General features: G+C 58.8%; 6 protein-coding genes. 5 read left to right on the plus strand and 1 reads right to left on the minus strand.

The window, feature by feature from the left end:
- Nucleotides 1-2: 2 nt before the first annotated feature.
- The 4 genes from J7J55_00540 (at nt 3) to J7J55_00555 (ending at nt 4,843) form a co-directional block, all read left to right on the plus strand.
- Entirely contained in the window at nt 3-1,604 is a 1,602-nt protein-coding gene (locus J7J55_00540; GenBank protein MCD6141203.1) for an ABC transporter ATP-binding protein, read from the plus strand.
- A gap of 79 nt (nt 1,605-1,683) precedes the next feature.
- Nucleotides 1,684-2,658: an ABC transporter permease gene (locus J7J55_00545; protein MCD6141204.1), complete on the plus strand. Its 975-nt coding sequence runs from the start codon at nt 1,684-1,686 to the stop codon at nt 2,656-2,658.
- A complete protein-coding gene (locus J7J55_00550; protein MCD6141205.1) occupies nt 2,658-3,587 on the plus strand; it encodes an ABC transporter permease in 930 nt (309 codons plus the stop codon). The genes J7J55_00545 and J7J55_00550 overlap by 1 nt, the downstream gene beginning before the upstream one ends.
- A gap of 107 nt (nt 3,588-3,694) precedes the next feature.
- The gene (locus tag J7J55_00555) at nt 3,695-4,843 is read left to right on the plus strand and encodes a BMP family ABC transporter substrate-binding protein (GenBank protein MCD6141206.1); all 1,149 of its coding nucleotides are present in this window, start codon (nt 3,695-3,697) and stop codon (nt 4,841-4,843) included.
- A 109-nt stretch (nt 4,844-4,952) separates the two neighbouring features.
- Here the strand turns inward: J7J55_00555 and J7J55_00560 are convergent, their stop codons facing one another.
- Nucleotides 4,953-6,242 carry an ATP-binding protein gene (locus tag J7J55_00560; protein ID MCD6141207.1) on the minus strand — a complete coding sequence of 430 codons (1,290 nt, stop codon included), beginning with the start codon at nt 6,240-6,242 and terminating at the stop codon, nt 4,953-4,955.
- Nucleotides 6,243-6,321: 79 nt separating this feature from the next.
- Between J7J55_00560 and J7J55_00565 the strand changes: the two genes are divergently transcribed.
- A partial coding sequence (locus tag J7J55_00565) for a hypothetical protein (GenBank protein ID MCD6141208.1) occupies nt 6,322-6,598 on the plus strand: 277 nt, incomplete at its 3' end.

Consider the following 6,598-nt stretch of genomic DNA (forward strand, 5'->3'; position numbering starts at 1 on the left):
ATATGACCTCCGGTAGCTCTGGCCACGGAACGAACTCGAACAGGGGTGCCACGCCTACCGCTGAATACGCGATCGAGCTGCGCGGAATCGTAAAGCGGTTTCCCGGGGTGGTGGCAAACGATGGGGTCGATCTCAAGGTCCGCCGTGGGGAGATCCACTGCCTGCTCGGGGAGAACGGGGCGGGGAAGACGACCCTGATGCGCATCTTGTACGGTCTTTACCGCCCGGACGCCGGAGAGATTCTGCTGAACGGAACCCCGATCATGTTCCACTCCCCGCGGGATGCCCTTGCCCATCGGATCGGGATGGTGCACCAGCACTTCCGGTTGGTTCCCACCCTCACGGTGGAGGAGAACGTCCTCCTTGGCCTCAACGAGGGGACCGGACCGTTCCTCAACCTGCGCAAGGTCCGGGCGAAGATCAAGAAGATCTCGGAGGACTACGGCCTCCCGGTCGACACCCGCGCCCGCGTCTGGCAGCTTTCAGTCGGGCAACAGCAGCGGGTGGAGATCATCAAGGCACTGTATCGCGACGCTGACGTCCTGATCATGGACGAGCCGACGAGCGTCCTTACCCCACAGGAGGTCGACCAGCTCTTCTCCACCCTGCGCCACCTCGTCGACGCCGGGCTGACCGTCATCTTCATCACCCACAAGCTCGACGAGGTGATGGAGATCAGCGACCGCGTCACCGTGCTCCGCAAAGGAAAAGCGGTGGCCGCAGTGGATACAGCGGATACGAACAAAGCTGAGCTCGCGCGGTTGATGGTCGGACGCGAGGTTGTCTTCCGGTTGGAGAAGAAACCCCTCCACCGCGGGGAGCTGCTCCTCGAGGTGAGGGATATACACGCCCTCAATGATCGGGGATTACCCGCCCTGCGTGGTGTCTCGTTCGAACTGTACGCTGGTGAGATCCTCGGGGTCGCCGGGGTATCGGGAAACGGGCAGCGGGAGCTGGCCGAGGTGCTGACCGGGTTACGCCGGGTGACCCGCGGGCGGATCGTTCTGAACGGAAAGCCGATGACCAATCGCTCGGCGCGCGAGATCGCCGACATGCAGGTCGCCCATATCCCCACCGAGCGAAAGCGGATGGGAACGGTGCCCAACATGAGCATCAAGGAGAATTTGATCCTGAAGTCGTACCGTCATCCGCCGTTTGCCCGCGGGCTGTTCGTCGATTACCAGAAGGCGAAGGAGAACGCGCGGCGCCTGATGCAGGAGTACAAGATCATCGCTCCGAATGAGGAGACGGCGGTAAAGCTCCTCTCCGGGGGGAACATCCAGCGGGTGGTGTTGGCGCGCGAGCTCTCGGGCAAACCACGCCTGATCATCGCTGCCCACCCGACCTACGGCCTCGACGTCGGAGCCACGGAGCAGGTGCGCGAGATCCTCCTCGAGCAGCGGGATACCGGTGCCGGAGTACTCCTCATCTCGGAGGACCTAGAGGAAGTGATGACCCTGTCCGACCGGATCATGGTGATGTTCTCCGGAGAGGTGATGGGGATCATCGATGCCGCGGAGGCGAAGATCGAGGAGATCGGGCTGATGATGGCCGGGGAAAAGAGAGAAGGGGTACAGAGTGGTACAAGCGCCAAAGTGGCTTAGCATCGAGCGAAGGCCGATTCCGTCCGGCAGGACGATCTTCACGGTCTCGATCCTGGCGATCGTCGCCGCGTTGATCGTGATGGCGATCTTCTTCGCCGCCTACGGCGTCTCCCCGATCCGGGCGTACGGCGCGATCCTGCGGGGGGCACTTGGAAACTGGAGTGGATTCTCCGAGACGTTGCGAAGGATGATCCCGCTCCTCCTCTGTGGGGTGGGGTTGACCGTCACCCTCCGCGCCCTGTTCTGGAACATCGGAGCGGACGGGCAACTCCTGTTCGGGGCGATCGCCGCCACCTGGGTCGCCCTGTTCTCCGGGTTGCACGGTCCGCTCGTCATCCCGGTGATGTTCGCTGCTGGATTCCTCGCCGGCGCCCTCTGGGGATTGATCCCCGCCGTGCTCAAAGTAAAGCTGGGGATCAACGACGTCATCACGACACTGATGATGAACTACATCGCAATCTACATCGTCCTCTACCTGATCCACGGCCCGTGGAAGGGACCGAGCGTGCGCGGGTATCCGCTGACCGACATCTTCCCCCCGGCGGCACAGCTTCCCACGATCGGGAACACCCATGTCCATTGGCCCACCCTCCTCATCGGGCTCGTCGCGGCCGTGGTGGCGTACATCATGCTCAATCGGATGAAGAGTGGGTTTGAGATTCGAGTAGTCGGAGAGAATCCGCACGCGGCTCGCTACGCCGGGATGAGCGAGCTGAAGACGGTGGTCATCGCGATGCTCATCTCCGGGGGGTTGGCCGGGATCGCCGGGGTGGGGGAGGTCGCGGGCGTCCAGCTCCGCCTGCTCAATCCGGCGCAAGTTTCCATGGGATACGGTTACACCGCGATCATCGTCGCCTGGCTCGCCCGCAAGAATCCACTCGCGGTGATCGTCACCTCGTTCTTCTTCGGAGTGTTGATGGCCGGTGGGGATGTGATTAAGGTGAACTTAGGGCTTCCGTTCCAGTTGATCAACGTGTTCAACGGGGTGATCATGTTCTTCCTGATCGGAAGCGAGATATTCATGCACTACAAGATTTCACTGCGGAGGCGGTAATGGGCTGGGAGAGCTGGCTTATCTCGACGTTGGCACGGGCGCTGGCGTATGGGACCCCGCTCCTTCTGGGAACATTGGGGGAGATCTACGCCGAACGAGCGGGGGTGCTCAATCTGGGGATCGAAGGAATGATGATCATGGGCGCGTATTCCGCGTTCGTGGTCGCGTACAAGACCGGGCATCCGTGGCTTGGGGTCCTGGTCGGCGCCGTGGTCGGGGGGGCATTCTCCCTGATCCATGCGTTCGCCAGCATCACGTTGAAGGCGAATCAAGTCGTATCCGGGCTCGCCCTCACCATGCTCGGGCTCGGGCTATCCGGGGTGCTCGGACGGAGCTGGGTCGGTCACCCGTTGTTCACGCCTCTTCGCCGGATCACCGTTCCCGGTCTGTCCGCGATCCCGATCATCGGGCCCGGACTGTTCACCCGCCAGAACCTGCTCGTCTACATCACCATGCTGCTGGTTCCGATCCTATGGTACATCTTGTTTCACACCCGGATCGGAGTGACGATCAGGGCGGTGGGGGAGGATCCGGCTACCGCCGACTCGCTCGGGGTGAACGTCGCCCGGGTGCGGTATCTATGCGTGATATTCGGTGGGATCTTCGCCGGGCTCGCTGGTGCCTACCTGTCGGTGGGATACCGCCCGTCCTGGACCGAGGGGATGACCGGTGGGATGGGGTGGATCGTGATCGCTCTCACCATCTTCGCGTTCTGGAACCCGATCTACGGGCTCCTCGGCTCCTACTTCTTCGCTGCTCTATATCACCTCTCCTACCGAATGCAGGCCTGGGTGTCGCCCGAGCTGCTGAAGGCGATGCCGTACGCGTTCGCCATCATCATCCTCATCTTCGTGTCACGGGGGACATTGCAGAAGCGGATGGGAGCACCCGCTGCCCTCGCGATCCCGTACACACGTGGTGAGGAGTAGCGAAGGGAGGTGAGAGGAAGACGGAAACACAAGCTGAGGAGGAGAGCGAATCAAAAAGAGAAAAAAGGAGGGATATAATGCACAGAAAGATCGTTCTTGCAGCAGTGATGGCGATGGTGCTCATCGGAGGGCTCGTCGCAATCGCGGCAGCTGACCCGTATGTACCCGGAACCCCGATCAAGGCGGGTTTCATCTACATCGGACCAGTCGGCGACTACGGATGGAGCCATGCCCACGACGTGGCACGGCAGATCTTGGTTAAGGAATTCCCGTGGCTGAGCACGGTCTACGTGGAGAGCGTCGGCACGGGAGATGTCGTCTCCACGATCGACAAGCTGGTGAACGACGAGCACTGCAACGTCATCTTCACCACCAGCTTCGACTTCATGGACCCGACGCTCGCCGCGGCGAAGAAGTACCCCGACGTGATCTTTGCCCACTGCTCCGGGTTCAAGCGCGCCCCCAACATGGCGACCTACATGGCGGATTTCTACCAGGTCTACTACCTGAACGGGCTTGCCGCCGGAGCTCTCACCAAGACGGGGAAGGTCGGATATGTAGGCGCCGTTCCTATTCCGGAGGTCAAGCGACACATCAACGCATTCACCATCGGAGTGCGCGAGGTCAACCCCGAGGCGAAGGTGGACGTGCGCTGGATCAACGAATGGCTGAACCCAGCGGCAGCAGCGGAGGCGACTGAGGCCCTGATCGCCGATGGGTGCGACGTGTTCGCGTTCACCGAGGACACTCCGACAGTGGTCCAGAAGGCAGCGGAGAGCGGATTTACGAGCTTCGCCCACTACTCCCCGATGTACAAGTTCGCCCCCGATTACGTGGTCTCGGGTGAGCTCGTCCATTGGGAGAAGATCTATGCCGATTTCCTGCAGAAGATCTACGATGGGGTGTACACTGCCAAGAACCTCCAGAACGTCGACTACTGGTGGCTCCTCGGGCAGGGTGCGGTCGAGATGGGGGCCAAACCCGGAATGGCGATCAACCCCGCCTACGTCGACAAGCTGAAGGCGGTCGTGATCGATCATCCGACGTTCGGCAAGATCAGCGTCTACGACCTGATCCAAACCCGGCTGAACCAGATGGGTGATCCGGGAGTCACCTTCGACCCGTTCCAGGGCCCGATCAAGGATCGAAAGGGCAACCTCGAAGTGCCGAAGGGGATGTGGATGTCGGTCGACTCCCTGATCTCCCTCGAATGGGCAGTCGACGGCGTCATCGGCCCGTGGCCGGGTGAGCCGTAGACCGCGTATCACGGAACAAAAAATATCGGGCGGCCGCACGGCCGCCCGTTTTTTTCGTTATTGCCGCAGTTGGTCGTTACCAGCTAGCAGTCAACAAAGTAGCGGAAGTTCACCAGCGATGAGATCGAGCATCGTAATCAGGAGCGTTAAGATCAAGAGCTGTTATTCCGTACAACGGGACAAACTGCACGCTTATGCCTTTGACGGTCATTTCTTGGGGTAGGCCTGCATGAAGAACGTATCCTTTTAGGGGGTGGTACTTCTCGATGAAGCTTATAAATGACTTTCCAACGGCCTTTGCCACTCCTGACTTCACCTCAAGCGGGATCACGTGATCGCGAGTTGGGACGATGAAGTCCACCTCCCCCTTGGATTTGGTGCGCCAGAAGTTCAGGGGAATCTCCTTTTTCATCAGTTCTGTAGCTATGACGTTCTCAATGAGATGCCCGATGTCGGTTCTACGGCTCCATCCTCTAAAGTCCTGACTGAGATAGTTTCGCAATCCTGTATCAACGAAGTATACCTTTGGATTTTTCGTGATCTCCAACCGTTTGTTAGTGAAGAAGGGGCGTGCGAGTTTAAGTATGTACGTCTCCTCTAGTATTGACAGATATTCTTTTAAAGTAGCATACCTAAGGCCGGACACCTGGGAGAGTTCGGAGTACCGAATCAAACCACCAATCTGAAGTGCTAACGCTTTAACCAACTTCTGAAGGCCGGACTCCGATGCCAGCCGAAAGAAACCGCGGACGTCCTTGAGGAGATATGTGACAAAAATGTTCTTCAGAACCTCCGCTTTCTCCTCTGCATCCCGCGCGACTACTACTCTGGGGTATCCGCCCCAGATAGAAAACTCTTCAAAGTAAGAAAGCACTTGCCGGTGGAGTGAGGCGGAGATTGGGATGCCGCGCGGGATTCGCTCGTTCAGGATGGAGAGTAGCCCTGGTGATTTATACGCCAAAAACTCCGCAAACGAGAGAGGAAAGAGCTCGAAAACAAAGATCCTTCCCACCAGATACGCGGCGCTCACGGTTAAATCCAAACTGGATGAACCCGAGATGATGAACTTCGTATCGGAATGGTCATGAAGGTATTTCAAGAGCTTGCCACCGTGCTCGGCGTGCTGGAATTCATCGATGAACAGGTACCGTTTCCCCTTCACGTAGAGTTGCGCAAACGCCTTGATGTCCTCCTCGAACAAGGCAACCAGTTCCGGGTCCTCAAAATCCAAAAAGGCTTTGGGTCCTGGAAGACCTTCGTACAGGCGGTTCATCAAGGTTGTTTTACCAACCTGACGGGCACCGACAATCACTATCACCTCGGGAGCAGAAAGGAACTTTCTAAGTTTGCCTTCTAAAATTCTTGGTATGTAAATTTTATCCCTGCTATTTTTCTCCATGGCGCAATTTTAGCAGGGATAATATGAGGATGCAAGTTCGCTCCGGGAGCCTCGTCCATACGGGGAGGAAAGCGGGAATTTGGGGAAGGCGATCGGATCAGGGTTTGTTCGGGTGGGGTGGAATCTGTGGCAGCCGGCAATCGAGGAACGCCCAGATAATGTGGCGGCGCAGCTTGTCTGCGACGAAAAAACGGCGGGTACCGGGGACGTAGGGGCGGGTTTGAAACCCGCTCCCTACAAAAGGTCGGATTATTCCGTAACGTCGCAGCTTGTCTGCGACGTTCCAATAGCGGTTCCGATAATGGCGGGGACAAGCCCCGCCACTACGAAAAATGGCGTCCCTTTCAGGGTTTGGT

Source organism: Candidatus Bipolaricaulota bacterium, from assembly GCA_021159055.1.
Taxonomy (GTDB): domain Bacteria; phylum Bipolaricaulota; class Bipolaricaulia; order UBA7950; family UBA9294; genus S016-54.